This window comes from Paenibacillus sp. FSL E2-0190 (assembly GCF_037992965.1).
Classification (GTDB): Bacteria; Bacillota; Bacilli; order Paenibacillales; family Paenibacillaceae; genus Paenibacillus_AQ; species Paenibacillus_AQ odorifer.
On the sequence record NZ_CP150306.1, the window covers coordinates 4340753 to 4367606 of the forward strand.

A 26854-nucleotide genomic window follows, 5' to 3' on the forward strand; every position below is an offset into this window, starting at 1 on the left:
GTACGATCGTAATTTGTCTGGATTGTGAGGATCACTACTTTAAAAAGCTACGCCAATTCCGCCTTCCCCAGCATAGGTTCCCATAACCGGCCCCATGCTTGAGAGTAAGACTTCTTTGAAGGGATGCTTTAGTAAAATGCGTTCTTTAATCTCGAGTGCCAGCTTCTCACAATTACTGTGTACAATAGCGATAACCGCTTTCTCGTAATCATGCTGCTTCTCATCCAAATGCGCTAGCAGACGATTCAGTGCTTTTGGAAGACCCCGGGTCTTCTCCACTACTTCGACAGTGCCTTCTTCGCTGATTTTGAGCAGCAACTTTATATTGAGTACAGACGCTACGGCTCCCGAGAGCCGACTTAGACGTCCGCCTTTCATTACATTCTCCAGAGTGTCCAGCGTAAAATAAGCGTTAACTTCCTCTATCTGCTGAAGTACCTTTTCCTTGAGCTCTTGCAAGCTTGAACAAGTTAAGGACCACTGCGCCGCCAGGCCGACAATCAATGACAGCCCGCCTGAGAAGTTTTTGGAATCTATAACCTCTATTGCATTGGTATGTCCTTCATCCTTATACATTTCCATAGCAATCATAGCCGTCTGATAAGTGCTACTAATATTAGAGGACATACAAATGACCATAATGTCAGTTCCCTCCTCCACTTGCTTGAACTTCTCAAGGAATTCGTTGGGACTTGGACTAGCTGTGGTAGGCAGCTCCTTGGATTCGCGCATTTGAGCATAAAAGCTTTTCGTGTCCGTATCTGCCGGCATTAACTCATGCCCAAAATGAACCGGTAGGTGGATCACGGAAACATTATACTTCTCCATGTAGTCAAGGGGTAGGTCTGAACCGCTGTCTGTTATGATCTTGATTGCCATAATATAAGTACTCTCCTTTCAATATCAGTACTATTATAGCCACCATAAAATGAAATCTCCAGTAACCTTTATAACTTGAAAAATTCTTCGATCTGTGTTATGTCTTTCTTCCTTCCTTAACTTGTCCTTATATGATATGGTTTATGAATAAGCGTATAGAAATGGAGTGTATGTATGAGTAAGGGTAGAGTATGGAACAGAGGCAAACATGATGGTACAGGACTATCGAGGAAAAAAACCGTAGATCAAGAGGGTGCAGCTTCTACTGAAACTAAATCCACAGAACCTTCGAATGAACCTTCCAATTCAAGAATTGATACCGTAAAACCGATGAATCGCACGAATTGGGTGACCAGACCCACCCGTGTCAGCAATAAAGATTCGAAAGACAAACGATAATTCATACATTCTGAGATTTGAGGACCCAGATGACGTTATTGGCAAATTTCCAGCCTTTTGAGCAGAGTTTCGGACTCCAGAGACGTTATTCCGTAGAATGAGGTTCATATATGGTGTTTTTAGTGCCATTAGTGGCTATGCGGTCCGTTAGCATCCCAAATGTGGAGTAAAACTGCGTTTAAGGTCATCTGTGTCCGATAGTTATCTTTGTACATGCAAAAGTAATGAAATCCAGCGAACAACAAAAAGGGTTGTCCCAGTAGCCATTTCATCATTTCATGGCTTATGGAACAACCCTCTTCTATTTTCTACGCCATATATCCTAACTCCGCTTCATCTCTGGAGGGAGCTTCGCCAATTAACTGCTTCAATAGTTTTTTCATCATTACCGAAGCCTTTACTTTGGTATGAAGACACGGAGAAACCTCTATTTCATAGTTCCCTTGTTTGATAGCTTCCTTCAATTCTTCCACCGTTGAGCAGGAGTCTTGCAGTCGATTCACAACACTGCCATATTGCAAACACTGATGACTGTCACTGCCAGCAATCACAGGCACACCCAGCTTCTCAGCAAAGGGCGTGATCAGGTTTTTATAGGTCTCCACCCCCTGCATGTAAATATCCTTAGCGTTGAAATCAAAAGCGTCTAATCGCTGAAGCAATGCCGGATCCAGTTGATGTAAAGGTGTAGAAGTTCGGAAGGGATGGGCTCCGATTTTCCAAAGATTATGTTCGTCGGCCATATCAAGCAACTGCTTAAAAGGTATGAAATTCCCCTCCTGCGTATGCTCATCTAGTAAAGCGCGAACAGCTAGAACATTCTCCTTCAGTCCGATCAACAGGATATGACCTGTCTCCGCGATATCCACTTCCATGCCTGGAAACAGTTTAAGTCCGTTCACATCGTAATAATGCCCGTTATAGGGATAAGTCTGATCCAGCGCATCATACATCGCAAAGAAATTAGAAGTATTAAAATGCTCGGTCAATGCTACAGCCTGTAATCCATTCGCCTTGGCTTCGAACATCATCTCCGCAAAATATTCGGGTGAAAACGTAGATTTCTTAGATAATTTACCATGGGTATGCAGATCAATATTCATCATGTCTAATTCGTCTCCTTTGAGCTTGTAAGTTATGTTAATACACCAGTTCAGGGTAGAGATAACCAATACAGAATATCAAGATGACATAAGCAGTGGATCCGGATAAAAAGTACCAGTCGGACCGCTTCATTTTTAAATAAGATAACTTGATCTTCTTCACTTTCTTATTATTAAGGCCGTAGCTAAATCCCCGAGTCTCAAGTGCTTCAATCGTTGTTCGAGAACGTTTAGCTGTGTTCAACATGAGCGGGTAAAATGCCAGAATGACGATTCGCAAATAATACGTTATTGTTCGCCAATAGAAAATTCCATGTTGAAGCGGTCGTTGCCCTCTCAATCTAAAGGAAAGTAGGATCTGATGGAATTCCTCTAGTAAAGTAGGCAAAATACGATAGCCATAAGATAAGCTGAATGCAAAGGTATCAGGGATTCCTAAAGACAGTAAGCCGTCACTAAGTCGTTCCGGATCAAGACTAGAGAAAACCGTTATACTCGCCAGCGAAATCACCGAAAGCTTAAGCGTCAGTGTCAGCATAGGCAGCAAGGATTCAATCCCCCCACCGAAAAAGAGCGTCAATATAAACATCCAGCCAATCTGGCTGATTAAGCCGAGACATAATATAAAAATAATATAAGGGCTGACCCGGGAGAGGACGGTCGTTAAAACCATAAGCACGAACATCCCTAACAGGATTGTCCGGTTATGTACAAACCAAGGCACGATGGCAAAAAAGAGATACCAGAGCAGCAGGGTTCGCGGGTCCAGCCTGCCCAGAAAAGTGCTGCTGCTGTTATATGCGGTCCCGAGTAACTCCAATTTGATTTGTTCTACAGATATACGGTCAAGTGCCCGTTTAACGGCTTCCATGGATTGCAGCTACCTCCTTCTTTTCCACTAAACTCACAAACTCTTCTAAGCTACTGCAAATTCTAGGGAGACCGAGCATACGACTTAGCTCCATCAATTGGGTCTGGGCCAGACCCGCACGCCGTAAAAGAAGGCCGTCAGCGAAAATTTCATCCTTCGTCCCATCCGCAATTATCCGCCCTTGATGCATTACAATTATTCTGCTGGCCCATTCAGAGACAAGCTGCATATCATGAGTTGCTATGACGACCGTCTTCACATGATTACGAAGCGTCTCCAGCACATGTACCATTTCTTGTTTGGTCGAAATGTCCAGATTAGCTGTCGGTTCATCAAGCAACATGATAGCAGGCCTAACCGCGGCACCAATCGCCAAGGATACCCGGCGCTGCTGCCCTCCACTTAGCAGTCGGGCATCCCGTTCAGCCAGCTCGCTTAAGCGAAATGCCTTTAGCATCTCATCCACTCTTCCATCCGTATCTGGTAGTTTCCGCGCCTTCAGATAATAAGCAATTTCCTTACGCACAGAATCCTCGATAAACATTTCCTCCGGATTCTGGAATACGTAAGCTACCGTACCGGAGAGACGTTCAGGCGGCAGCCCGTTCACCGTCATATCTTTAACCTTTACGGTTCCATCTGTAGGTCTGACAATACCAGCAATCAGCTTCATTAATGAAGATTTACCTGCTCCGTTGTTGCCAATAAGAGCAATGGACTCTCCCTGCCCCAGTTCTAGCTGAATTCCATTCAGTACAGGATGTGGCACCTTATGAATCGTACGGTAAGAGAGGTGAACATTCTCCAGCTGAACGATAGATTTTTTTTCTTTTGCAGCTTTGGGGAGCTGCTCTTGCATACGTCTGATTGGAAGTGTCTCCTTGGCATCCTGACGAAGCGTCATGCGGGTACTACCTTCATCAGCATTTAAGGGAAGCAGCTTTGACTTCTGATCATCAGGCTGTAGCAGCCAAGCCGCCCGGGTCACATCCGGTGGGTATATGCCCAGCTCTAGCAATTCTTGTACAGATGACAAAGCTTCACGCACAGGCTTCTGCCAGCGCATTTTACCTTGATCCATCAGGACAACATTTTTGCAATAATCCGCAATAAATTCCGCATGATGCTCAATCACTACAATGGTCTTTCCATGCTCCTCATTCAAACGCTGCAAAATATCATAGATATGACGGGCATGCTGCGGATCCAGCTGGGCTACGGGTTCGTCGATCACCAGAATTTCCGGATCCATAGCTAGGGCTCCAGCCAGAGCGAGCAGATGTTTTTGCCCACCACTTAACTGCCAAATAAATTCGTGCCTCAAGTCACTAAGTCCGGTTAACGCCAGCGCACGCTCTCCCCGTTCCTTGTAATCCGTAAACCCATAATTTAGAGGTGTAAAAGACACATCATCAAGCACTGTCGGTCGTACCAATTGATTCTCGAAATCCTGATAAACATAACCGATACGTTTGGACAGCTCTGCTACACTTTTTCCATCCGCAGATTGGCCGCAAACTGTCACCTCTCCACTGAAATCACCAGTGTAATAATGTGGAATTAAGCCGTTAAAGCATTTGCAGAGAGTAGATTTCCCGGAGCCATTACTGCCGATGATCGCAATAAAATCCCCTTCTCCCAGTCGTAAGTCTACGTCTTGCAGTACTGGTTGTTCAGCTCCCGGATACGTAAAGTTAATTTTGTTCAATTCAAGAATTGTATTACGCATCTGCTTGACCCGCTTCCTGTCTTTTTCGTGCCGAACGCCGAAGCAGTGCAATAATCGCCGTTGCCGCTACAACAGCCGCTACCAACATACTGAGCCAAATCAAGGTCTTTTCATTCGATTCCGCGCCTGCAAGCTCAAAATCACCGAAGTTCCAGCCCGATTCCGATAACAATTCTGACCCCACCGCTACCATCACTAGAAAGGTTCCGGCAATGACCAGCTTAGGAGATAGCCATGCTCCTGTTGCATATTTCATATCCCGCTCACGCGGCTTCATGCCGAGCAAAGGTTCAATTTTTCCATATAAACGCGGAACCAGATACATGGTAGGAATCAGCGCGAACAAAATGCCGGAGAAAAGGACATCATTCAATAACCCTACTCCCTCAATTACAACGATACTTTCTGCCAGCCCTTTAACAGCCTCTAGCTCTTCTACCCCTACCCACACCTTCACAATATCTATAACGGAGCTAAAAAACTGGTGAATCGCCACGCCGGTAATCGCAGCCACTCCAACTTGTCTTCGATTTTTCGGATCAGACACCATACGGCCTGCGGTATACATCGCCAGTGAGAAGGTAATGAATTTCTCCAGCTCCCCTAAACCTCCAAATTGGCCTAACATCAATTCCCCGAAGATTACCTCACCAACAGCTGCTCCGACCGCCGCATATAAGGGGTGAAACAACATACATAATGTCAAAGGAATGAAGGCGAAATATTCAATGGATAATTCAATCGGGCCCAGTTTGATCCCAGGCACTAGCTCGGTAAACATATTGGACAACCCGTAAAGCGACATCGACAGTACAAAAATCATCATTTTTTGTGACTGAGTCAGTGTGTAACGCGTTTTTATCGTGCTCATGAAATATTTGGCCTCCCAATAAGAATTTATCTTCATTATAAGAAGGCCATGTCATCACAGCTTTTTTCATTTGTTAAGTGAGAGTAATATTTTTTTCAATATTTTTAACGTTGTAAAAATATTTACAACATATTCACACGTTATATTCAATCTATCGCATCATCATAGGAGGATTGAGAGATTGTATAAAGATTGGAACCACCGCGCTTTTTCGCCTAATCAACGGATAATTGCCGACTTTATTCAAAAAAATGAGCAACGTGTGGTCTATATGACCGAACAAGAAATGGCAGACGAGCTGCATTTGAGCATCGCCTCCGTTTCACGGTTCTGGAAAGCTGCGGGATACAAACATGCCAAAGATTTTAAAAACCGGCTCCGTTTCCGCTTTGAATCCACACCTTCTGTAAAAATGCGTGATGCCATGCAGCGATCAGACGATACCTCACTCCCTCAACTGCTGCTGGACAATTGTTCACATCATTTGCAAGAAACACGCCGCTATTTAAGCGACGATGTACTAAAGCGTGCAGTAGATGCGATATCTACAGCTCGGATTATTTATGTATACAGCCCTGGACCTTGCGCCGGATTAGCAGAGCTAATAATCTATCGAATGGCGCGTTTTGGTCTTCAAATGAAAAAAATGGCCCCCAGCGGCCATGAGCTGCTAGAGACCTTAATGCATGCTGACAAACAAGATGTCTTGCTTGTCTTTGGATTTGTGCAAATACTGCCTGAGATTGAAGTCATACTGAACCATGCACGTGAAGCAAATTACCAGGTCATCCTGATCACAGATAGACTTGTCTACCCGCGATCCCAAGATGCAGATATCGTGCTTTATGCGGGGAGAGGTGAGGTTTGGGAGTTCCATTCCATGGTTGGCCCCACCTATATTATTGAGAATCTGATCCTTGGAGTGGGATTAGCGAATAGGGACAGTAGTCTAAGCAAGCTGGATAAATTGCAGCAATTGCGCGCGCAGTATGGGGGGAAGCTTCCACGGAGTTAGGTTTAGATTTGACTGCAAGGATAAGGGGAATTTAATTCATTCCTAAAGCTTCTTTAATTTGTGGGATAGATAAACCGTTTGCTTTCATTTCTTTGATCCAAAGAATGCGCGCGACGGTTTCTTCTCTTTTATATCTGCGTGTTAAATTCTCCTCTGCCTGTTCAAAGGGCAGCATGCCTTCTTCTGTATAATGTTTGAGTGTACTATAACGAGCATTTGTGATTCTTACTAATTCCCCTATCGATACATATTCTGACGCCATAATATTCTCCATGGATCGTTGTCTAGACATTGATAACCAACTCCTTTACAGCGGGCGCTTCGGAATAAGACGCACACCTTGAATTGGCACTTTCATCATTACAAAATGTGGGATCGCATCGTAGAGCAAATTATCAATTTTAAGAGTCGCAATCGATCCTCTCTCCAGCACCTTAACTTCATGTCCATAGGACATGAATCTTGTAGTAACTGCGTCTAACCTTTGATTAGAATTATCAAACCAGGACTCTGTTTCTATAAAGACAGCTCGTGATCGCTCTAGGGCAGGGAAGATAAGATTGAGACTACTGCCGATAAAGGTCTTCGCAAACTTTGTCTTCAATGCTAAAAAACGTTTGATACCTAACTCAACTCCCTGGCGAATTTGTATAGGAAACAGCGCCTTTGCCCATAAGTTACTTTGGTATAGATCATGTAATTTGATATTCACCTCTTCTAATTCGTTCAGCGAGAAGAAATCATGCATACATCCACATTCACGAAGTAGCCATAACATACAAATGACCTCATCTGTTACTGGGCCTTCTTCCAAAATCTCTGCCCGCATATTCTCTGTAATGCTTGTGTACGCCTCCATATTACTGCGATAGGCTCTAATTTCAACTTCAGCAGAATCAAAATACATATCGCTTCCTATCAGGCTTGGTATATCTTCAAGCAAATTCATTGCTTGAAGATAATCTGAAATCGCGGTTTCGAACTTTTTTAATTGATGGTTAGACTTCCTCGAAGCCTTCTTTAACCACCAATTTAGGTCACCCGTTACCTCAGCACTATTATGAAGTAAGGGTTGTAGAACAGTTTCTCTATAGAGTGTTGAATGAGATTGATCAAGTGCTTCCTTGTGCAAAGTTAACTTGATCTCAGATTGTGTAAAACATCCCTCTAAGTAAAGCTCCAATATAACCGCTGCTGCCATGCAGCGCAAAGACACTTTCTTGACAGTAGTCATCTGAAGACTTCTCTGTGCATTAAGCGCGATCAATGAAAAACTTGGTGCTAATTTAAGATCCATCATAACCATCCACCCCTATCCATTAATTCGTATTTACAGGATGATATTTATTCCGTATGGTGAGCGTTTGATTAACTTACTACTTACTACTTACTACTTATCACTTACAATACACCATCTTTACAATAATTGTCAATGGTCTGGAATAACGTAAAGAAGGCCCTGCCCTTAATGGTCAAGCCCCGATTTTACAGGCACCAAAAAAAAAGACCCTAGGCTATAAGCTGCTTCCGGTAATCAACCAGGGTATCTTAGAAACAGGAGGATCAGTTCTAACGGGAATTTATGCAGCCAATGAAGCAATTGGAGCATCCGGCTGGTCACAAAAAAGAAGTCGCCTTGTAAAGCTAAATAAAGAAGGCTGGCCATGTGAGCCTGCCTTCTTTATTCACTCAGATCAATAAGTAATTTGGTTAACTCTAGATTTTCAACCTTGTCTTCTTTGACGACAAAGGCAAGGGAAGGATGATAGAATCCTTCGTCGAGCTTGGTAACGTTCACCCAATAGTTAACAACACCATCTACTTTCTTTTCGCTGCGGGATGCCAGGGATAGCTGCAATGATATCCTTTTCACTGCTTCCGATACCGATATTATTATCCGTCCTAAGCGAAGAAAGAGAGCTAATCGGTATATCAACTACGCCTCCGACTGGCTTAGTTTCTCACTACGGTAAAACTGATCGTCAAATTATCTTTTTCATATAACCAGCGCATGTTAAGAGGTTCCCCCACTTCCGTCATCCGTTTCGAATGAATTCCCGCTCCGCTTTTTTCAAATGCTTTAATGAATTTTCGAAAGAATATGGAATCTTAGTCCTAAGTTTAGAGAGTTTTTCAACCTCTCCCATAGCGATAGCTTCCTTAATAGCAGGAACCAACTTCGCTTGAATAATGCCCCAACTTTCTGCCTGAAGAAGTTCGTCTATCAACATATGCGGTTTGGAATATTGTTCAATTTTTGTTCTCCTCTTCTCGATTTCTACCCTCTAATAGCTCTATCTTTATTTTTTCAAGACATAGCTTCTCCCTTAGAGTGTATAAGTTCATCCTTATGTTCTAATACTTCTATTATCATAGCAGCCCCCATTCTGAATCCGAGAGTATAGGCGGAAGCGGATGAGATAGAGTTCTGCATGCCACTCAGATCCAAGGCTTGTTCAATCATAGTAAAGTCTTCTATAGATAACTTTGCTATTAGGATGTCCATAAACTCTGAGATTAGCTTGGAGTTCTGTATATACTCGGGATCGCGTAAACACAAAAGTTCACTTGGACAGATTTTCCCGTAATATAAATCCTCCAAAAGACTCACCAGTCATCCCTCCCAAATCATCTCTTCAATCATCTTAGCGAATTTATCGCTAAAAATCAATAGCGAATAATTCGCTAAGATATGCTTGCCTTGGAGGTGTTTAGTATGTATCAACGTATCCGAGATTTGCGTGAAGATAAAGATTTAACTCAAACCCAAATGGCAGAGTATTTGCAATGCAGCCAGAGGATTTATAGTAATTATGAACGCGGTGATGTTGATATTCCCACGGCCATTCTGATTAAGCTAGCAGATTATCATAAGACGAGTACTGACTATTTACTAAACAGAACGAACCAAAAAACTCCTTACTCTAAAAGTTAAATTAAAAGAATGAGTAGATATCGCAGTTTTCAAAGGATTTCATCCTTATGGTGATGAGCATTGTACACAGGAATCCGTGATTTACGCGAAGACAAAGATCTGACACAGCAACAAATAGAGGAGCTTTTACATATTATACAAGCCACCTACTCCCGCTATGAAAATGGAAATTTGGATGTTCCGAGCGCCGTTTTAATTATGCTAGCTAATTTCTATAAAGTAAGCATCGACTATATTTTAGGTCAGACAGATAATTCTAAATGCTATCCCAACAAATAATAATCCGCAGCACAAACAAGCTCCTGTGATAATCACAGGGGCTGTTCACGTTTAGGCTAAAAATAGCCTGAAATTAGCGGTTGATCTTAGATACCGCTCAGGCCAGCAAGGTACGGGCTACCTGATCCACAATGTAATTGATACCTGTCGGTCCGTAGCAGCCGATCCATGTAGCGGCATCTACCGGGTATATATACGGTCGCTCATCGGAATCCAACATCCCTCGGACGCTTTGCTCTGTCGCAGATATCCCCTCCTGCATCATCTCGTTACTAAGTAAAAAATAATGGCTGGCATGCACAGCCGGCAGTCTATCAACTGTAATATGATAAGCCGTGTCGGAAGTGTCTGCGACAAATAGAGGAGCTGGCAGACCAAGATCCCGGTACAGCACGGCACCTGTGCGATGGGAGGCAGTATGCACCCGTACCAGCGACTCACGCGGACGGATCAAGGCCACGCTCTGACCCGCCAGCGCCGTTGCAAGCTGCTCAGACAGCAATGCTGTTCGGCGCAGGTAATCCGCAATAATACGCTCCACCTCTGTCCGCTTGTCCGTCAATTCACCGAACAGGCCCAGAATCGTCTGCCAGCTCTCATTCCGTTGAAACATTAGGGTTGGCGCAATCCGGCTTAACCGTTCATAATGCTGGGCATGCACCTCAGTACAGACAATTAAATCTGGCCGCAGCCGTTCAACAGCTTGCAGGTCCGGGTACTCATAAGTTCCGAGCATTTCCGTTGTCTTAAGCCTTTCCCTGATATATTGGGGGAATTTTAACGCTGCACTACCCGTTCCTACACTCCCTGCCGGAGATATCCCAAGCGCAAGCAAATGGTCTGCATATTGAACGTCGAGTACGGCGATACGCCTCGGAGAAGCGGTGACGCAATATTCGCCTCGCATATGACAAATTACCGGGCCTTGCAGCGTCTCGTACGATGAGGCCAGGCGATCCGGCAGCCCAGAATATGCTGAGAGAGCACCGATCCCTGAAGCGGCAGTGCGCCTGTAGATCTGCGGGGGAACCCCGTGATATTTCTTAAATGCCCTGCTAAAGTAATACATGTCGCGATAGCCCGTTTTTTCTGCAATTTCGCCGATGGGAGCATCCGTATGACGCAACATCCGCTCGGCACTCTCCATCCGCAGCTGGATTACATATTCCATCGGTCCTAGTAACTTCTCCTGTTTGAATCGCCGCTGTAACTGTCTTGTACTGCATCCGGCAAGCGCTGCCAGCTCCTTAAGCTCCAGCTCCTGACGATAATGCCCCGCTATATAGGCAGCGACAACATCCACCATATCCGCCTCTGTGCCTTTCTGACCACATTCATACTCCATAATAAGCTCGTAAAGCATTCCTTGCAGTAGCGCATTCGCATGGAAACGCTCCAGCCCTTCGCCCCGGCTCCATTTGGCTTCGATTTGTTCCGCAGTCTGATGCAGTTCAGCCAGGAGCACAGGACGGTGAACAAATGAAGTGCGTAACGGGTGATTGCGCTGCGGAAACAGAACATGGGCAGCCCCCAACATTGGAAAAGCCTTGTACATAATAACGGTATAATGAATGGTTTCTGATCCAGCAGTCAAAGTAAATGCTGATCCCTTGACTGCGTGACAAGCGAAATAGGCCTGGATATGGCAAATTTCGCCATTCATCACAAGCCTACCTTCCCCGCCGCCTGCCAGCAGCAACACATTGGCTGTTAATCCGGTTTCGCTCATAACGCCGCCGGGTGGCAAAGTACCGCTGCGCACATCAAGCATCTTGATCGTTGTATCACTCCATAAACTTGCCTGTTCTTTCAGCGGCATTTCTCTCATCTCCTGACAATAGCATCCTCTGTTAAACGGGCGCACTCGAATAGGATTACATGCTTTAGTGAAAGCGCGTCCGCAACATAAGTGAGTGCGTTGCTGTTGTCATTTTAATTGAGATTCATTCTCATTGTCAATTTTCGGACATTTCCCGCAATATTCCGCCGACATCCTGTAATAAAAACAGCAGGTGATACGTTTCTTTTTTGCAACCGGAGCTAGGTCATTGTTCTCTGTGAACCGGGTAAATGGATTGCGTCTTGCGCCGAACAATTGTCCGGGAGCTATCCGGGTCAGGAAGGCAAAATCTGCTTGTATTCGTTGCCTTTCTTGCCCTAATTCACCTGTTCTAGGAGAATACAGCGGAGCAATACGTACCATAATATTCTCCCAAAGTACTGCCATGGAGACGGGACCAATTGCAGCAAGCGTATGCAGCAGCGGCGCAAGACGTACCGCGAAAATTTCCTCTACGATCTCTTCTCGCCACGCTTCCCTGTCTTCCGGTGCCGCCGTCGCTCGAAGCCCGTTCAGCGCAAGGAAAGGAAAACGCGTATCCCCTTTAAAAGCTGGGGAAGCCGGATGATAGAGGAAGCTGTTCTCCAGCGGGATGGAGACTTCCCGGTTATGAAGGGTCATAGCGGTCAGCATCGGCGCGATCCACAGATAACCGATCCGCTTGGCCAGCATGGAAGCGGCAACCTGCATATCAGGCGCACCGATATAACCCTTAAGCCAGCTTACATACTCGCGGCATGCAGCTTCTTCGTGCAACTGGCTAAGGGCAATTGTCCGAACGTTGCCTTCAGGCGGTTCACCTACCCACAGACGGTATTCCTCCGCCATTTGCTTCCAGGTGACAGACGACAGATAGTTGTCCATTTTAATGCGATCCCAACAGCGCTTCCGCGGTTTGATCTACAATAATGTTGAGGGCAATTGGCCCATAATAAGCGATCCATAGCGTTGAATTCACATTGTATACGCGGTTATTTTTAACGGCATCATGAGATTTCCAGACCGGACTGTTCGCCATTGCCTCTGCCTCTTTGGCAAACAATTCATCCGATAACAGGAAATAGTGATCTGCTCCGATATCAGCGATGGTCTCCATCGAAATTTCAACGGAGGTATCATCTTTGATCTCCTGAACGAATGTAGGGATATTCAATCCCAAATCCTCATAAAGAATGCTTCCGGTCCGATGTTCGGGACCGTGTACGCGAATACCTTCCGGTCTTGGGCGAATCAGAGCTACCGTTTCGTCGCCCAGCTTCGCCGACAGCTGCTCCCGCAGTCCGACGATTTTGTCCTCGTAGGCTTGACGCACTACCTTCGCCTCCGCCTGCTTTCCCGTTATCATACCGATGGTAGCCGATGTATCCCGCCAATCTTCATAGAAGTCGAGTACTATTGTGGGCGCTATTTTACTGACGCTGTCATACACCTGCTCCTGAAAGTCGGTCATCAATATAAGATCCGGATTCATCGCTACAATAGCTTCAAGATTGGGCTCATCGCGTGTGCCCAGGACCTTCACATCACCCAATTGTTCACTTAAATATTCTGGAAACTTTGCATCCTTCGCTCCAGCTACAACGCTGCCTGCCGGATGCTCGCCTATCGCTAACAATTGATCGACAAATTTCACATCAAGCGCGGCAATGACCTTCGGCTTCTCAGTCAGCGTATATTCACCCTTCATATGCGAGATGGTAACCGGGAAGGCTGTAGTCTGAGCCTGTGTCTCAGATGTAGGTGACGGCTCGGCTGAAGCAGATGGCAGTGCGGCAGTGCCCGCATTTGCTCCACCTCCAGTACCGCAAGCCGTTAGCACAAGTACCAGTGCCATCATCCATATCATTAATAGTCCTGCTTTTTGGGCAGCATCTACCTTTCTACCGGTTGCTTGCCTCTTCTTTGTTCTTTTCATGCTGACTCCCCCTTATGTATGATAATGATTTTCATTATCAGATCAATAAAGCGAGTATAATCTATCTTCATACTCTATTTCCATGTACTTTTGCGACATTGCAGCCGGATTAATGCGACATTGCACACCATAGGAACGACTCAGGAGAACCGCGGCTGGCTACAAAAATTCCTCACAAGCACCCAATTCCCTAATTTCAACATAATTTCTTTGCTCCAGTTCTGCAATTACGCCAACACAGTCGATGGTAATCTCGCTCAATTCAAGCTTTTCCTTCTCCAGAAACTGATCATCGAGCAATCTGGCTACTTCAGAAATGGTTCTCCCATTGCACTCCCTGCTTCTTCCCAAAATGAAAAAAGGTATCTTTGTATTACACAAAGATACCTTTTTTCATTAAAAGCTTACGGCTCAATCCCCCACACAAGCTGACCATTCATATACCCGGTGACCTGTTCATTATTGATGAACTGACTACTGGATGCCTTGAACGAATAATCATTAGTCTGGTTGAAATTGGACCAGTCTGTTTTGGAGAAACGGGTTTGAATTTCTGCGCTCTGACCTGGATTAAGTGTTCCAGCCGAACTCGTGAAACCAATTTCCAAAACATAATCTGCACTGGCAACAGGAGTCGCCAGCTTAACGAAATTGCCGGTTACATTCGCATTTCCGATGCTGGCCCAGTCGATCCAGAAACTCTGATCTTTCTCGCCATCAATCGTATAGTAATACCGGACCTTCACATTACTTAGTTGAATCGCTGAATCACCGGTATTGACTACTTTGATTTTGGGTGAAATCCCGTTGGTGGAGGCACTTGTGTTGCCATTAAAAGCTTGGACCGTCAAATCTCCAGTGGGTACTGGAACACTACTATCCGCTACGTTCACTGTAAGAACAGCATTATTTCCTCCAATAAAATGAAAGGTTAGGGTATTCTGTCCCAGCGGCAGCGTGGAAAGATAGGATTTTTTCAGAACAACAGCAGCGCTTGATGCCGTATAATCCTGACTCGCTAAAAGTGTGGAATTTCCATGTGTGATACTTGCAAGCTGGTGTCCATTTAAGGTAAGGGCTACGGAAATATCCTGGGCTAGATTCGCCGCTTTATCAAATGCAGCGCTCACGGGCGCAATGGATGCGCTTGGCGTGGAATCGACAATTTTCACTTTTAATACGGGATCTTGTCCTTTATTAAAATCAAAGATGATCGAATGCTCGCCAACCGGCAGTGTCGCCAGAAATGCTTTTTTGAGCAGCAGCGTATTTCCACTCAAGGTATAATCCTGAGTCGCTGTCAATGCATTGGCGCCTGTCCGGAGAGCGGTTAACGTATTGCCGTTTGAATTCACGGTGATGGCTTTGTCATTCTGATTGGAGGCATTTTTATCAAATTCGACGTTTGCAGGTGTGATAGACGCACTTGGAATTGGATTGTTAACCTTCAAATCAGGCAGCTCATCGAGCGTGATTACATAATTGCTTTGGTACAGCGTTGTTAAGGTGGCCGGATAATTAAAGGCGGAACTCATGAGATGCTCACCATACCACGGTAAGAAATAGAGCCAGCCCGATTTTTCCTCTGTCAGATTCTGAACGCTTGGAACAGTGTCGTTCTCCGTCATGGCTACCATTTTCGTACCGCCGGTTAAATCAACAAGCTGATAGAAAATCGAGGTAATCGCGTCCTCATTGGGCACACCAGACAAACCGTCATAGCGGTTATAGATCGTGTTGTATTTATCATAGCCTACAATATCCACCTGATCATCGCCGGGATACCATGCGGGAGAAGTGCTGTACACATAGCTGTTGTAGGTCCAGATCAAATTGTGCAGACCGTACGTTTCTGTAAGTTCAGTATAGAGCAGGTCCCACAACTGCTTGTACACCTCCGAGCCTGCCGAAGCCCACCAGAACCATGCACCTTCTCCATTCAATCCACCGTTGCCCTCCGCCTCATGGAAGGGTCTGAAGATAACCGGCACATTGTTATTTTGCAGAATCTGCAGTTGCTCCGCCAAATCCCCAATGGCCAGTTGTACATATTGGTATTCTTTCGTACCTGGAACTACCGCATTGGCTGTATTAAAATTGGTTTCTGTCGGCTTGTAGGTGGCTTTCTTCCAATCTACAAATTCCCCGAGCTGATAGGCGGTGAAATCTCGGGGTACAGTGATATGCCAGCTGTTTGTCGCGATCCCGCCCCGGTTATTCACCCAATCGATCATCCGGGCGGTCGTACCATCCTCCCAGCCGTAAAGCGGATTGTAATTCATCAGATCAAATCCGCGGATCGCCGGATACTTTCCCGTTAAATTGTGAATCCAATCAAACTCCAGCTCGGAATTGCCGTCATTTCCGCCTCCGTAAATCTCCTGCTGACCAGAGATCATATGATTGCCGTAAACCTCCGTTAAATAATTCATCAGAAGCTGAGTTTCCGGAGTGGCTTGAGTATCGCTGAGGACAGGTTGCACATCCAGGGGATCAAGATCGGCATAATCCACCGTGAAGGTATCAAAATAAGCGAAACCCCAGCCAGCCTTCAGTTGAATAGTGTTGCTGCCTTGATTCAGCTTGTGATAGCCAAAATCGAAATTCGACCACGTGGTCGTATAGGGCAGCATATACGAACCCTTCGTAACGCCGTTAACGGCTAAAGATTGAAGCCTTCCGTCAGCACTGAGCTCCTGCATATAACGTGTGGAGATCGTATACATGCCGGTTTCTGGGACAGTCACTGTGAAGGAAATTGTACCGGAATTCTGCATCCAGACAAATCCGCTTCCAGAGTATCCGGGTTTGGGCTGTCCGTAAATTTGGGTCGTCACTTGAAGATCGGAGGTGAGCTGAGCGTTTTCGCTTTCAATTGTGAAAAGTGCGTTGTCTGCATGAACGGGCGGCGCTGTCATCAATCCAAGTAGCAGAGTAAATGCCAGCATCATTGTGATTGCCTTCTTGAGCAAATTTTTCATTTCCACCTTTCCTCCCTATGTTAAATATGGTAAATAAAAGTTCAATATACCATCTCTTGGATGCGCTTTCATAGATAAGATAGCATATATTCCATATTTTGTAAATCTATCAAATCGAGAAAATTTCCACATGCAAAAAAACTCCCACCAATTCCTTTGGCAGAAGCTTCTTACTATTGATTCACCCAAACATCCCATCAATGACAAGTCAAATATCCCATACGGAGGGAAATTCGCTTATTTATTTATTTGTTTGTTTACTTAAATGCCCATAACTTCAAGCGTACCAAGGCTTCTTACAACTTAAAGTTTCGGAGCGGCTTTCCGTACCGTACCAAAACATGCCATAAGAGTTTTAATTCTTGAAGTACTTCTTTTTCGGTTCCTCGGTCCCGCCATGCTGAAGGATCATGCTTTAAGTGCATAGCAGCAGATCCAATCATGCTCGTATCGATATAACCGTCATGAGCAATACGCTTAGCCAAGGAGGGCATCGTAGGCCCTCTAAAATCTGAAGGCACTTCGTCTACCCACATCGCGAATCCCATGTGCCAATAGAGTTGGATGGCATACTGTAAACATATTTGCTCCAGGACTTGCCCTGTTGGAGTACCCTTGAATGAAGGATCGGCTACTAAGATTTCCACATCTTCCTTTAGACGGATGTTTCCATGAACTTGCGCTTCAATATAGTGGTTAAGATTACGTTTAGCTTCACCCTTTGAAGGGTCTGAAAACGGCATTGTGAGGTTGACCCGAAGATGGTCGACTAATTTTTGTGATTGAAGATCTTTTTCCCCTAGAGCGGAATCTCTTAAGAAAATCTCCTCTAGTAATGCCGCCATCATATCATCAAATTCTGCATATGTCCCTTTCTGTACAGGGTTTTGATGCGAATCCATATAGGTGTATGTACTGCGATAAGAAACCTCAGGGAATAGGAGGAAATAGCAGGAGCCAAAGCGCGGAGCTGGCCCATCCGAATGACGCATCAAATCAAGAGCGCCATATTTAGGGCGTTCGCTATTCGAAGCACCCTCTTGTTGGTATGCTCCTCCAAATAGTCTTTCCTCCCACAAATCACGTGGACCGCCAGAATAGGCTGATACACTACCACTGGATAACAAGGTCTCAAATTGGCTCTTGTACACACCTTGCTCCAATAGCGCCTCTGCAACACTTTTCTTTACCGGATCTAGTCGATCTGGATGGAAATGTAGAGCAATCTTCGCATGTGACTTTATTTTGACCACAGCATCTTCAAACTCTTCCCGATCCACATTAGAGATTTGAAGAATTTCATGGATGGTCTGAACTGCTTCACTTTTTCGAGTTCGCGCGTAATTCGTAACATATTCTAAAGCCGATAATTGTGACTCCGATAGTTCCTCAGTGAACTGAGACTCTCTTTTTTTATTGGCATTTGCATCGCCTTTCCACTCCATTGCTTATTCACTCCTTTCTAGACCCAGTACATAAGAAAAGAGACTTGATTTCTCCTCTCAGTGTATCAAACGCTTCTTCACTTAAAACTTCATATCCTTACCATCGCAGATTTCGATAACTTCACATGGATCTCGAATGATATAAATTCAAGATCGAATGTTGCTGGCTTGAACATCGTATGCGCGTTATGCGTAATCTTCCTTTTTCGCAGGAGTAATCAACTCGATTTGCTCGTAAGGTGCTGTCAAATAGGGACTCAAAACAAATACCATTCAGTTAACCGTCAGTGTCACAACCACTCAACCATAATTAGAGCGTCTCAGCCAATTTCTGAATCTTTGAGTGGGAAATTAAATATACATTGCCTATAATGTCGATTTTGCTGCCCTTCACACGTACAGCACCATCTTTGTCTGCCGCCACATAAATATCCATTTTATTTGATAAAGGGAAACGCTCCTCAATCATTGCGGTGTTATCATGATCAAAATGAGCTTCAAAAGAAAAGTGATTAAGAGCCATACCTTCACAAACAGTGCATTCATCCACATATTCATCAGACATGTTCATCCCACCAGCACTTGTTCCCATTACAACAGCATTGCTTTTTTTAATCAAATCCGATAATTCATATTCCGTCAAAAGGTGCTTTTGGTCCCGAGCGGTTCCACCACATAAAAAAACGACAGAGGCGTTTTGAATTAATCGCTGGGCATCTTCCTTCTGCGTGCGGTCATCAATGAAATGATATTCATCAAAATAAATGTTAGCCTGATTAAACCATGTCCTTTCAAAAACACTATCAATATTAACTTGTTCATCACTAAAATCAGACGATTCAGCGCTAATCATAACAAGCGATTTTCTGTCTGTTATATCCTCATGCAACACATTGACTAGCTTCTCAGAAAAGCCCTTATCATAAAACCAATCTAAGTAATAGTGAGTTTTCATCCGTAATTACCTCCATATGTAATATCTAAATTTATCCATTATGTTTATCAAAATTCATAGCGCCAGGCAAGTGAAAAATGTCTATAGTAATATAAATTTAGAGGCATAATCAAAGTTTTTTATCTGCGCTAGATCCACATTAAGCTTATCCGGCGAGGAAATGGGCCACGTATTTTTGTTCTGCACCGATTATCTTCACCTCCTTTTATATCATGGACATCGTACCATATAATGAAATTCAATAAATCTTACAAATTAATTAAAACAAAAAAATCCAAGCATCATTAGTTCCTTCGGTGAACAGCAAAAAGACTTACTCGAGGTATCGATCCCTTCAAGTAAGTCTTTATTTCTAAAATTATAAAGATACTAGTCCCTTAAACGAAAACATACTCCCCATCACCAATCGAAATCTTCTTCCCTTTCAGGTCTAACGAATCTGTTTCAAAAACCACCTGCTTAAATTGGTTCTCGTCTCCTTGCACGAAAGCAAATGATCTATCGCCAATCTTAAGGCTGAAGGTATCATCCTCTGACTTCGTAACTGGCAGTCCGAATATCGTTCCCCAATGGTTGGCTGCAGCTTCAGGATCGGAGACATGAAATACAGCACGGACGATTTCGACTTCTCCCGCAGGATGAGGTTTAATGACTCCAGATGATGTTAATCTTTCCACTCGCTCTGTATCCGTTCCGCTCCATTGAATGATGAACGGATAGACCAGTCCCCCAAAGTCACCAGCAATGGTCATCATCCGCCACTCTATTAATCTTCCCTCGTTATCTAGACGCTTACCATCGATAATTGGAGATAATGATAAGCCTGCTGCTTTCAGGGAAGCCGCTACTTCTTCAATATCATCCGTCCGGATGACTACTCTACTTAGAACTTCATGTTCTGGTAGAAGTTTTACTGCATCTTTCACCACTAAATTATGTTCAGTTGCCTTTGCCAGCTCAAGATTCTCAATGCCCAGAAATTCGAGATAGGTTAGCCCAAAGTAACTTAAGGCATTATAGGTTCCCCAATCTTTATGAGAGCCTCCCTTAAAAGCAACCAATCCATGAGCTCCAAAGAGCTCAACCGGTTTGGCCAAATCATTGACATAGTGAACTAAATGATCCCATTTCATCGTTGCCATGCTTACTTCACTCCCAGCTCAGTAGTACGTTTTACGGCTGCCAGAACACTTCTTTGCAGACCCGCTGCGAAATCACTGTTGTTTAATTCGTACAAGCCATGCATGCCGACACCGCCAGGTGAATTATTAATATCCAGCAGCTGTCGTGGATGCAGCCCTGTCTGTTGCAGCATTGCTACCGAGCCCATCATATTCTCCAGTGCAACCTTCCAGGCTTGCTCACGCGGCAGTCCGGCAAGTACACCTGCATCCACGAGAGATTCAATGAAATAATAGATATAGTTAGGACCCGCCACACCAAATCCAGTGAAAACATCCATTAACGCCTCATCCAGATATTGTACTTTTCCAAAGCCGAGTAGGAAATGCTCCACTTGATCACGAGTAGCATAAGCATTTAACGCTACACCACTATAGCCATATCCTGTATCGGTCAAAGTATTGGGGATAACCCGGATAATGGGCCGTTCAGCTCCAAAATAACCAGCTAACTGATCATTCGTCACACCCGCCACAATCGATACGATTGCGGCAGAAGCTGTAGCGAATTGTTGTACGTTTTGACCAAGGGTAGTTAAATCATCCTGTGGGCGAACTGCCACTACAATCACATCTGCTGTAGACAGGTTATGCTCTTGCGAACTCTCCGTATCTACACCGTATTTGGTATTCAAAAACTGCAGACGCGTTTCATTAATATCCGATACACTAATTTGATTTACAGACAAGGTGTTATTCGCTATACATGCGCGGATGATCGCTTCCGCCATCTGTCCGCCACCAATAAAATGAATCTTTTCTTTGGTCACTCCGTTCACTTCCTTAATTAATTTTTGTCCCAAGCTTCAGGTAGAATGAAACCATCATATTTTTCTAATCCAAGAATATATTCTTCAAACTCTTTGGATTCATAAGCAGCTTTCAAATCTTTAGCCCACTGAGAATTTTCATCCTTTTTATTAACCGATACGATAATTCTGTGTTCCATAGGTGTGTTTTCTATTTTCAAAGCATCCGTAATCTTTCTGTCCGAATTAGCAATATAATTACCATTTACAACGCCATAATCAACATCTTGAAGGGAGACAAGGATTTGAGCGGGGTCCAATATTTTAATATCAATATTATATTTATCCGGTTCCATACTATTAATATTAAAATCCGCTACGCCTGCCCCTTCTTTAATTTTGACCCAACCCAATTCTTCCAGAATACGCAGTGCACGCTCTTGGTTTACCGGATCGTTCGGAACAGCTACGGTTGTACCGTCTTTAACATCGTCTAGCGTGGTATGATTTACAGAATAAAGACCTTGTGGAGCACCTGGAACATAAGCAATTCCGACCATATCTGCATTGATTTCTTCGTTAATGGCCTCCATATAAGCTGTACTTTGGAATATGCTTGCGTCAATGGAGCCTTCCTTCATTGCTGGATTGACCTGCATATTTTGCGAGAAGGTTTTAATGTCAACGGAATACCCTTGTTTCTCTAGAATCGGTAGAATCGATTGGCGGAATTGTTCCTCATAGGTTCCGACACCAAATCCAACGGTAAGCTTTTTCTTATCTCCAGAATCCCCCGCCTCTTTATTGCCACAAGCCGTCAACACTGCAAGAACACCTATCATCATCACTAACATTAACTTTTTCATACTTACTTCCCCTATTCCAATATAGATTTTTTAAATTGTGCCAACGCTTCATCCGTCACATTGAGTGGGATTGCGCAATTTGGAGATAGAATAAACGGCTGGTCTTTCATTAACTTTAATGCATCTTCAGCTTGCTGCTTGATTTGGGCAATATCGTTTACCGCAAACAACCCATGATCGACTCCACCCACTTTAGTAGCCTTGAGATTTGCCTCTAACCCTGGATTCCCCTCGGCTACCGTATCCCAACTGATCCCGTCAATCCGATAATCGTTAAACTTCTCAGGCTGGGCGTAGGCTCCACAAGTATGAAGAATGTTTTTTCCATAGCTCGCTGCTTCTAAAACAATAGAATCATAAGGTCTGGACAGTTCGTCAAACATAGCTTCATCAAATAATCCTGGGTGAGCTGTGCCCGTCACTGCGTAGAACAAACCGTCAGAACCCGCTTGCTGTAACTCTTGTACATAATCGGCTAAGGTTAAGGAAATCGCATGTAGCGCATGATGTGCTGCCGCTCGATGTTCTTTAAACAAGGATTCCAAAGTTACCGGGTGCTCAATACCAAACACCGTTTTAGTAACGTAAGCAGAACGCCCTACAATAAATAGCAATACTGTTAATGGTGAAAATACAGTTTGGATTAGCGGGGTGTCTGGTAACCCTTGACGAATCTTTCTAACCGCATCTAAATGCTCTGCCAAAGGGGCTGACTGGACTGCCTTTTTGACGTCGATATCCCACAGACTAGCCGCTGTTGGAATAGCCGTCGTTTGCTGTCTCGGAAATACGGTCTGATAATCCGTAAAATCGTATTGATTCCCCCAAGCTTCCGCCAGATAAGTCGCTCTTGGATTAATCTTGACCCAATCCCAATCATATTTTTTCGTAAAAGAAATCGTAGTTTCTGCTAAATCATCTGCAGTTTGTTCTTTGTCGATAAAATGGCGCCAACCACTTCCGATTGGACGATCCGCCCGTTCTCCAGATAATAATGCTTTAAAACGATCTTGCTTACTCCATTCACTCATCTGTCGAGTCCCTCCCAGAATATGTAGTAACTAGTAACGGCGAATTTTTCTTGCTAGCGTGTTGCCTAAAGATTGAATACCTTGCACTAAAATAATGAGGATAATCACGGTGGCTACTACGACAACAGTGTCAAAGCGTTGGTATCCATATACGATCGCCAAGTCTCCCACGCCGCCTCCCCCTACCGTTCCAGCCATTGCAGTTGCACCTATCAAACCAATCGTCGCTGTAGTAAGAGACAGGATTAAGGATCCAACCGCCTCTGGCAATAAAAAGTACCAAATGACTTGAAAAGGAGTGGCTCCCATCGCCTCAGCGGCTTCAAGGATTCCCGGATTCACTTCAAGCAGTGAGTTCTCTACCAACCGTCCTATATAAGGTGCGATATAGATAATCAAGGGTACGATCGCTGCGCTTGTCCCAATTGAAGTATGAACAATCAATCGTGTGAAAGGCACAATCGCAACCAGTAAAATAATAAAAGGCAATGAGCGAATGATGTTGATAATTGGATTTAGTACGGCGTAAAGCGCTTTGTTCTCCAAAACCCCACCCGGACGAGTGATGACAAGCAATATCCCAAATGGGATCCCAATCAGGGAACCAACAAACAAGGAGAACCCTACCATTTGAATTGTTTCTATAATCGCCTGCAGAAATTGATCACCTGTTACTGTGGTCGAAAACATTAGATTCTACCTCCTCTACACCGACTCCATTTCTTGTTAAGAAAGATAATGCATTGTTAATCTCTGCTGCCTCACCATCGAATTGAATGATCACTGTTCCCAGTGTTGTTTCTTGAATCTCCGTCGTATTCGCAAATAAAATATTGACCTTTATATCGCAGGAGCGAATCATTTCAAACAGGATAGGCTCAGAGGCACTTGCTCCCACAAAATTAAGCTTGTACAGCTGACTTCCGGGTTCTGTTTTGATAGATTTCCGCACGCTAGAGGTCATGCTATTTTGAATAACCGTCTTCACGAAATTTTGCGTGGTCAGATGTTTTGGACTTCCGAATACATCTAGAACACTTCCTTGCTCAATAATCCGGCCTTCTTCCATGACAGCTACCTTGTTACAAATCTCTTGAATCACGGACATTTCATGTGTAATGATCATCACGGTAATGTTGTATTCAGCATTGATTTTTTTTAATAGCTGTAAGATAGAATGTGTGGTCTGTGGATCTAAGGCAGAGGTCGCTTCGTCACATAAAAGGATAGACGGATTCGAGGCAAGCGCTCTGGCAATCCCGACACGTTGCTTCTGACCACCTGATAGCTCACTCGGGTAACTCCCCGCTTTGTCACTTAATCCAACAAACTCTAGCAGCTCCATTACCCGCTGGCGGATTTCATTTTTATTCTTTTTTAGGAGAACTAGAGGGATCGCCACATTATCAAATACTTTTTTAGACTCTAATAGATTAAAATGTTGAAAAATCATTCCGATATTTTTCTTAGCGGTACGCAACTCTTTATCGTTGTATGTTCCCAAATCACGTCCAGCGACCATAACTTGTCCTTTGGTGGGTCTTTCCAAATAATTGACTAAACGAATTAATGTACTTTTCCCAGCACCGCTATAGCCGATAACCCCGAATATATCGCCTTTTTCGACCTTTAAATCGATTCCTTTAAGAGCATCAATAGTGGTCCCTTTCCGAGTGAACGATTTGTAAACATTCTTTAATTCAATCATTTCCATTCCCCTCAATCATCTTTAGGATTAAGCTTCCTCTTGCAGCTTCACCAGCGCTTGTTCTGCCAATAAAGCGAAGTACTTAGCAGCTGGCAATATCGCAGCTTCATCAACATCGAAACGAGGGTGATGTAAGGGATAGGCTGGACCCGATCCTATATTCACAAAAGCACCCGGTATCTGTTGTAAATAAAAAGAGAAATCTTCTCCACCCATCTGTGGAGGAATATCATGTACTTCATAGCCGAAATCTGAGGCGATCTCTTTGGTAAAGTCCGCCCATTCCCCATGATTTATCGTTGCGGGTGGACCTGGATACCAGTGTAACTGGGCCTCTGCCCCAGCTCCCGCAGCAATCCCTTCGATAAGACGAGTCATTTGTATTGGAATATTGCGGCGAATCTCTTCATTGTAAGTTCTTACTGTACCTTCTAATTCGACTTTTTCCGGCAATACATTCCATGTGAAGCCTCCATTAATTCGGGTAACACTTAACACTACTGGTTCAGTGGTGCTGTTTTGGCGACTTACGATGGTTTGTAGTGCGGTAATGATCTGAGCCGCAGTTACAATCGTATCTACACCTTTTTCAGGATAAGCAGCATGAGCGCCGACACCTTTTATTGTAATTTCAAAACGGTCAACACCGGCTGTTAAAGCTCCTGTTCTTGTTCCAAAAGCTCCCGTTGGCAAGTCAGGTGAATTATGGAGACCAAATATAGCCGCCACATCCTGGAGTCCTCCCGAGGCTAAGACACTTTCCGCCCCATGCCCTGTTTCTTCCGCGGGTTGAAACAATACTCTAACCTTTCCAGGTAGTTCATTTTCACGAGCCTTTAATAATAATGCAGCACCTAAAATAGTAGCCGTGTGAAAATCGTGACCACAGGCATGCATCTTTCCTGGGATCTCTGAGGCAAAGGACAATTCAGTTTGTTCCTCTATGGGAAGTGCATCAATATCACAACGAATGGCCACTATGGGTCCGTGACCCTGCCCGATCTCTGCGATGAGTCCGGTTTGTAAAGGTAAGTCAAGGATGTGAATATTGGCTTGGGTCAGCCATTCCCGTAATTTTGTTGTGGTTTTAAACTCTTCATACGCTAATTCAGGCTCACGATGCAGGTTTCTGCGAACCTCTATTAATTGATTAGCTAAAGCTTGCTCAACCTCATTTAGTGGTTTCATAGGTGATGTCTCCCCTTTCGTTATGCTTCCAGCTTTTCTTCAATCCCTTTGATGCGATCAAGCGCAGTCGATAGACTGCTTAAAATATGATCTTGCATGGCTTTTTCAGCACCATCTTCATTTTTAGCAGCGATCATTTGTAAAATAAGATCATGTTCTTCATCCGCTTGTGTGTTCCAATCCCCATGCATAGAGACGAATCGACAATAACGAAGCGAATGATCTCTTAATTGATTCAGAACCTTCTCGAAGGTTTTTAGTTCGCTGATTTCTGACAAATAATCATGGAACTCAAATCCATATGTAACAAAATTCTGATTATCACCAAGCTGGAACGAGTGTTTCATTTTTGTAATCATCGTCGTTAAATTCACAATATCTTTCTCTGTGGCATGCTTAGCTGCACTTCTTGCAATATAGCCTTCAAGCATGCTGCGAATAAGAAATATTTCTTCAACCTCTTTAAGGGTTACTGAAGCTACCCGCAGTCTTCCATTTGGCTGTCGAACCAGAAAATCCTCGTTCTCCAGTCTCTGTATCGCCTCTCTTAGAGGTGTGCGGCTGACCCCGAGCAAGGCCGCCAAATTTTCTTCATTTACAGGTTGATTCGGTTCAAACTCGCTATCAATAATTTTTTGTTTTAATTCATAGTAGGTATTATCCTTTGATAACCTTCGTGATCGTATCGCCATTTCTATACTGCTCCTCATCGATAATCTGTGGGGTCCGAATCCCAATAATATATTTGTATAATTGTATACAATTATTAGTTAAGAATGGATTGGTTAGTTACATTCCCTTCCATACCGTTCAAGCTTTTTTATACTATATTCCAATTATTCCACCTAGTCAAGTAGGAATTAAAAATCAATTTAATCCCCTCTTTTCAACACAAAAAAACTCTACAACCCTCA

Annotated in this window: 28 protein-coding genes; 4 read left to right on the forward strand and 24 right to left on the reverse strand. The window is 44.0% G+C overall.

What is annotated here, in order from left to right:
- Positions 1–39 precede the first annotated feature (39 nt).
- Positions 40–879 (reverse strand): DegV family protein, encoded by an 840-nt coding sequence (locus NST25_RS19140; RefSeq protein WP_036688632.1) that lies wholly within the window; start codon positions 877–879, stop codon positions 40–42.
- A 174-nt stretch (positions 880–1053) separates the two neighbouring features.
- Here NST25_RS19140 and NST25_RS19145 point away from each other — a divergent pair, with 174 nt between their 5' ends.
- A complete protein-coding gene (locus NST25_RS19145; RefSeq protein ID WP_339187582.1) occupies positions 1054–1278 on the forward strand; it encodes a hypothetical protein in 225 nt (74 codons plus the stop codon).
- Between the two features lie 308 nt (positions 1279–1586).
- Here the strand turns inward: NST25_RS19145 and NST25_RS19150 are convergent, their stop codons facing one another.
- The 4 genes from NST25_RS19150 to NST25_RS19165 are packed head-to-tail and all read right to left on the reverse strand — an operon-like array spanning position 1587 to position 5852.
- Positions 1587–2384 (reverse strand): PHP domain-containing protein, encoded by a 798-nt coding sequence (locus NST25_RS19150; RefSeq protein ID WP_305953529.1) that lies wholly within the window; start codon positions 2382–2384, stop codon positions 1587–1589.
- A 34-nt stretch (positions 2385–2418) separates the two neighbouring features.
- Positions 2419–3252, reverse strand: coding sequence for an energy-coupling factor transporter transmembrane component T (locus tag NST25_RS19155; RefSeq protein WP_339187586.1), 834 nt, complete (start codon positions 3250–3252; stop codon positions 2419–2421).
- Positions 3239–4981: an energy-coupling factor transporter ATPase gene (locus NST25_RS19160; protein WP_340392220.1), complete on the reverse strand. Its 1743-nt coding sequence runs from the start codon at positions 4979–4981 to the stop codon at positions 3239–3241. Before NST25_RS19160 ends, NST25_RS19155 begins: the two co-directional genes overlap by 14 nt.
- Entirely contained in the window at positions 4974–5852 is an 879-nt protein-coding gene (locus NST25_RS19165) for a cell division protein FtsQ (RefSeq protein WP_340392223.1), read from the reverse strand. Before NST25_RS19165 ends, NST25_RS19160 begins: the two co-directional genes overlap by 8 nt.
- 181 nt (positions 5853–6033) lie before the next feature.
- Between NST25_RS19165 and NST25_RS19170 the strand changes: the two genes are divergently transcribed.
- Entirely contained in the window at positions 6034–6867 is an 834-nt protein-coding gene (locus tag NST25_RS19170; protein WP_340392226.1) for a MurR/RpiR family transcriptional regulator, read from the forward strand.
- Between the two features lie 31 nt (positions 6868–6898).
- Here the strand turns inward: NST25_RS19170 and NST25_RS19175 are convergent, their stop codons facing one another.
- The 4 genes from NST25_RS19175 to NST25_RS19190 form a co-directional block, all read right to left on the reverse strand.
- The gene (locus NST25_RS19175) at positions 6899–7159 is read right to left on the reverse strand and encodes a helix-turn-helix domain-containing protein (RefSeq protein WP_036688642.1); all 261 of its coding nucleotides are present in this window, start codon (positions 7157–7159) and stop codon (positions 6899–6901) included.
- A 15-nt stretch (positions 7160–7174) separates the two neighbouring features.
- A complete protein-coding gene (locus tag NST25_RS19180; protein WP_340392228.1) occupies positions 7175–8167 on the reverse strand; it encodes a hypothetical protein in 993 nt (330 codons plus the stop codon).
- Between the two features lie 381 nt (positions 8168–8548).
- Positions 8549–8740, reverse strand: a complete 192-nt coding sequence (locus tag NST25_RS19185) for a hypothetical protein (RefSeq protein ID WP_340392230.1) — start codon at positions 8738–8740, stop codon at positions 8549–8551.
- Between the two features lie 435 nt (positions 8741–9175).
- A complete protein-coding gene (locus NST25_RS19190) occupies positions 9176–9478 on the reverse strand; it encodes a DUF6809 family protein (protein ID WP_340392231.1) in 303 nt (100 codons plus the stop codon).
- A 105-nt stretch (positions 9479–9583) separates the two neighbouring features.
- Between NST25_RS19190 and NST25_RS19195 the strand changes: the two genes are divergently transcribed.
- Positions 9584–9802, forward strand: coding sequence for a helix-turn-helix transcriptional regulator (locus NST25_RS19195; RefSeq protein WP_076100339.1), 219 nt, complete (start codon positions 9584–9586; stop codon positions 9800–9802).
- A gap of 60 nt (positions 9803–9862) precedes the next feature.
- Entirely contained in the window at positions 9863–10081 is a 219-nt protein-coding gene (locus tag NST25_RS19200; protein ID WP_340392233.1) for a helix-turn-helix transcriptional regulator, read from the forward strand.
- 97 nt (positions 10082–10178) lie between these two features.
- Here the strand turns inward: NST25_RS19200 and NST25_RS19205 are convergent, their stop codons facing one another.
- From NST25_RS19205 to NST25_RS19275, 15 genes are all read right to left on the reverse strand, one after another.
- Complete coding sequence (locus tag NST25_RS19205) at positions 10179–11900, reverse strand: helix-turn-helix domain-containing protein (protein ID WP_340392235.1); 1722 nt, start codon at positions 11898–11900, stop codon at positions 10179–10181.
- Positions 11901–12008: 108 nt separating this feature from the next.
- Positions 12009–12785, reverse strand: a complete 777-nt coding sequence (locus NST25_RS19210; protein WP_076307712.1) for an IucA/IucC family C-terminal-domain containing protein — start codon at positions 12783–12785, stop codon at positions 12009–12011.
- A gap of 1 nt (position 12786) precedes the next feature.
- Positions 12787–13836 (reverse strand): iron-siderophore ABC transporter substrate-binding protein, encoded by a 1050-nt coding sequence (locus NST25_RS19215; RefSeq protein ID WP_076309706.1) that lies wholly within the window; start codon positions 13834–13836, stop codon positions 12787–12789.
- Between the two features lie 159 nt (positions 13837–13995).
- Complete coding sequence (locus NST25_RS19220; protein WP_143761879.1) at positions 13996–14187, reverse strand: hypothetical protein; 192 nt, start codon at positions 14185–14187, stop codon at positions 13996–13998.
- Between the two features lie 53 nt (positions 14188–14240).
- Positions 14241–16817: a glycosyl hydrolase gene (locus tag NST25_RS19225; protein WP_340392238.1), complete on the reverse strand. Its 2577-nt coding sequence runs from the start codon at positions 16815–16817 to the stop codon at positions 14241–14243.
- A 296-nt stretch (positions 16818–17113) separates the two neighbouring features.
- Complete coding sequence (locus NST25_RS19230; protein ID WP_340392240.1) at positions 17114–18262, reverse strand: DUF3626 domain-containing protein; 1149 nt, start codon at positions 18260–18262, stop codon at positions 17114–17116.
- Positions 18263–18572: 310 nt separating this feature from the next.
- A complete protein-coding gene (locus NST25_RS19235) occupies positions 18573–19217 on the reverse strand; it encodes a Type 1 glutamine amidotransferase-like domain-containing protein (protein ID WP_076127138.1) in 645 nt (214 codons plus the stop codon).
- Positions 19218–19594: 377 nt separating this feature from the next.
- On the reverse strand, positions 19595–20359 hold the full coding sequence (locus NST25_RS19240; RefSeq protein ID WP_076127140.1) for a VOC family protein: 765 nt from the start codon (positions 20357–20359) through the stop codon (positions 19595–19597).
- Between the two features lie 2 nt (positions 20360–20361).
- Complete coding sequence (proC, locus tag NST25_RS19245) at positions 20362–21168, reverse strand: pyrroline-5-carboxylate reductase (RefSeq protein WP_076127142.1); 807 nt, start codon at positions 21166–21168, stop codon at positions 20362–20364.
- A gap of 17 nt (positions 21169–21185) precedes the next feature.
- Positions 21186–22013 carry a MetQ/NlpA family ABC transporter substrate-binding protein gene (locus NST25_RS19250; RefSeq protein WP_076307704.1) on the reverse strand — a complete coding sequence of 276 codons (828 nt, stop codon included), beginning with the start codon at positions 22011–22013 and terminating at the stop codon, positions 21186–21188.
- 11 nt (positions 22014–22024) lie between these two features.
- The gene (locus tag NST25_RS19255) at positions 22025–23044 is read right to left on the reverse strand and encodes a uroporphyrinogen decarboxylase family protein (protein ID WP_076307703.1); all 1020 of its coding nucleotides are present in this window, start codon (positions 23042–23044) and stop codon (positions 22025–22027) included.
- Between the two features lie 30 nt (positions 23045–23074).
- Positions 23075–23734, reverse strand: a complete 660-nt coding sequence (locus NST25_RS19260) for a methionine ABC transporter permease (protein ID WP_036688669.1) — start codon at positions 23732–23734, stop codon at positions 23075–23077.
- Positions 23709–24752 carry a methionine ABC transporter ATP-binding protein gene (locus NST25_RS19265; protein ID WP_036688670.1) on the reverse strand — a complete coding sequence of 348 codons (1044 nt, stop codon included), beginning with the start codon at positions 24750–24752 and terminating at the stop codon, positions 23709–23711. The genes NST25_RS19260 and NST25_RS19265 overlap by 26 nt, the downstream gene beginning before the upstream one ends.
- Before the next feature lie 27 nt (positions 24753–24779).
- Entirely contained in the window at positions 24780–25940 is a 1161-nt protein-coding gene (locus tag NST25_RS19270) for an amidohydrolase (protein ID WP_076278667.1), read from the reverse strand.
- A 20-nt stretch (positions 25941–25960) separates the two neighbouring features.
- A complete protein-coding gene (locus tag NST25_RS19275; RefSeq protein WP_052097124.1) occupies positions 25961–26632 on the reverse strand; it encodes a GntR family transcriptional regulator in 672 nt (223 codons plus the stop codon).
- Positions 26633–26854: the final 222 nt, after the last annotated feature.